The organism is Pelomicrobium sp., from assembly GCF_036803785.1.
In the GTDB taxonomy this organism is placed as follows: domain Bacteria; phylum Pseudomonadota; class Gammaproteobacteria; order Burkholderiales; family UBA6910; genus Pelomicrobium.
In genome coordinates this window covers 1-2,498 of the sequence record NZ_DAIRTR010000234.1, presented here as the reverse complement: position 1 = coordinate 2,498, position 2,498 = coordinate 1, and the positions used below count along the sequence as shown (strand labels likewise).

The window sequence follows — 2,498 nt, the reverse complement described above, 5'->3', positions numbered from 1 at the left end:
CGGCCTCGGCCACCTGGGAGCAGAGGGGCTCGGCATCTGGCTAAAGGCAGCACGCCAGGCGGACATCACCGGATTCACCCTGGTGCCCGGGGAGCTCTGGCTGGTCGCCCTGGCGCTGGGAGTGGGACTGGCCGCCGCCCTGCTTCCGGCGTGGCGTGCCTATCGCACCGACATCGCCCGTGTATTAGCAGAGGGTTGATCCATGACAAAAGGATTCGCCACGATACTGGCAGCGGCCTCATCCCTGGCCGCATTCGCCGTCCTGGCGCAGACGCCCAAAGAAAATCCCTTCTCGCTTCCGGTGCCGCCGGAAGCGCTGAACCTCAAACCGTTGCCTGAGATCCAGGGCGTGGTGTCCTGGCGCACCCTCAAGCAGGTGGAAATGGTCAAGGATAAGGGCAAGATGGTGCCCCAGTTCTCCGACCACATCCTCGCCCTGGACCGGAAGGAAGTGAAGCTGCAGGGCTTCATGCTGCCCCTTTCCGCCGGCGAGAAGCAGACCCATTTCATCCTGAGCGCGCTGCCGCCCACCTGCCCCTTCTGCCTTCCAGCCGGGCCCGACTCGGTGGTGGAGGTGAAGTCCAAGGTGCCGGTCAAGTTTACCTACGAGCCGGTGGTCCTCAGCGGCCGCTTCGCCGTGCTCAAAGACGATCCCATGGGCCTTTTCTACCGGCTCATCGACGCCGAGCCGGTGAAGGACTGACCTGCAACCGAGCGCACCGTGCCCCGCCGCCTGCTCCTCCATCTCCTCGCCCTGCTCCTCTCGGTCGGGCCCGTGGGCAGCTACGCCCATGGGCTCGTGCATCTCTTCGACGGCGGGCCGTTCCACGGACACGAAAAGGATGCCCATCATGGCGACAGGCTTGTCCCGGGCGGTGGGAAAGAGGGTGGACCGGGCGAACTCGGCCACGGCGGCTCGGGCTGCGACCTTTTTGGCGCTCATGCACCCCTAGGGGCGGGGGCGCCAGGATACGTTTTGCCTCCCGGCCCGGATGTCCCCGACGCCACCGTTCCCGCCACACTGGCGCGGCCCGTCCTCCGAGCCTTTTACCGTCCCTATCTCCAGCGCGCGCCGCCCGTCGACTCCCTGAAGCTTGCTTGACGCCACGGCCGGCCTGGCCGGCCCGGTCAACTGTTTAGGGAGATTTGCCATGCACCGATTCAAGCGTGCCGCTGTGGCGGCGCTCGCGCTCGGGGTCGCACCGGTCGCCCTGGCCCAATCGAGCGCCGACATCCAGGAGATCCGCCGCCAGATCGAGCGGATGAAGGAAGACTATGAAGCGCGCCTGCGGGCGCTGGAAGAACGGCTCAAAGACGCCGAGGCCAAGGCCGCAGGGGCCGAGCCGGCGGCGGCCCAGGCGCAGAAAGAGGCCGCCGTGACCCAGCGCCGGGCAGAAAACGCCTTCAATCCGGGAGCTTCCCTGATCCTCCAGGGGCGCTATGCCCATCTCGGGCAGGACCCCGAAACCTATCGCATTCACGGCTTCATTCCCAGCGGGGGAGAGGTGGGTCCTGGCGAGCGAGGGTTCAGCCTGGTGGAATCCGAGCTCAATCTTTTCGCCAACGTGGACCCGTACTTCCGGGGCTTTTTCACCGCGGCCTATACCCCCGAGAACGAGGTCGAGATCGAGGAAGCGTATTTCCAGACCCTGTCCCTGCCCCAGGGCTTCACCTTGAAGGGAGGTCGGTTCTTCTCCGGCATCGGCTACCAGAACGAGATCCATCAGCACGCCTGGGACTTCATCGACGCGCCGCTTCCCTATCGGGCGTTCCTCGGCAAGCAGTTGGGCCACGACGGGGTGCAACTTAAGTGGGTGGCGCCGACGCTGTTTTTCCTAGAGCTGGGCGGCGAGGCCGCCCGCAGCGGAGCGTTTCCCGGCGCCGAGCGCAACACGAACGGAGCCTCCGTGGGCAGCGCATTTGCCCGGCTCGGCGGCGACTGGGGACCGAGCCATCACTGGCGTCTGGGGTTGTCTTACCTTCAGACATCCCCCAGACACCGGCTATACGAGGATGAGGACTCAGCCGGCAACTTGGTCACCAACGCCTTTTCCGGCCGAAGCAAATTGTGGATCGCCGATCTCGTCTGGAAGTGGGCGCCCCTGGGCAATCCCGCCGAGCGCAATTTCAAGTTTCAGGCCGAATACTTCCGCTTCCAGGAAAAAGGTGTCCTGACCTTCGACGTGGACGGCGCCTCGCTGGAAGACCGCTACGATTCTCGCCAGTCCGGCTGGTATGCCCAGGCGGTGTATCAGTTCATGCCCCGCTGGCGGGTGGGCGCCCGCTACGACCGGCTCGAGCACGATCGGGTGAGCATCGGCCAGGTGCTGAACGGTACCCTCAGCGCTGCCGACTTTCCCATTCTCAATCCATACAACCCCGAGCTCTATACCGCCATGATCGACTGGTCCCCCACCGAGTTCAGTCGGGTGCGGCTCCAGTACGCCCGAGACAAGTCGCGGCAAGGGGAGCCGGACGACCAGTTCTTTCTCCAGTAC

Annotated in this window: 3 protein-coding genes and 1 pseudogene; all 4 read left to right on the top strand. The window is 65.3% G+C overall.

Annotation, left to right across the window (positions count from 1 at the left end; genetic code table 11):
- Positions 1-199 (top strand): annotated as a pseudogene (locus tag V7Q81_RS15700) (ABC transporter permease); the annotation flags it as partial.
- A gap of 3 nt (positions 200-202) precedes the next feature.
- Positions 203-703: a DUF3299 domain-containing protein gene (locus V7Q81_RS15695; RefSeq protein ID WP_333845211.1), complete on the top strand. Its 501-nt coding sequence runs from the start codon at positions 203-205 to the stop codon at positions 701-703.
- A gap of 18 nt (positions 704-721) precedes the next feature.
- Positions 722-1,102 (top strand): DUF2946 family protein, encoded by a 381-nt coding sequence (locus V7Q81_RS15690; protein ID WP_333845208.1) that lies wholly within the window; start codon positions 722-724, stop codon positions 1,100-1,102.
- A 49-nt stretch (positions 1,103-1,151) separates the two neighbouring features.
- Positions 1,152-2,498, top strand: a 1,347-nt coding sequence (locus V7Q81_RS15685; protein ID WP_333845206.1) for a TonB-dependent receptor, incomplete at its 3' end; no start/stop codon positions are given.

What these genes read in the sequence shown, in the direction of transcription:
- V7Q81_RS15695 (WP_333845211.1), top strand. Translation starts at nt 203, where the DNA reads ATGACAAAAGGATTCGCCACGATACTGGCAGCGGCCTCATCCCTGGCC.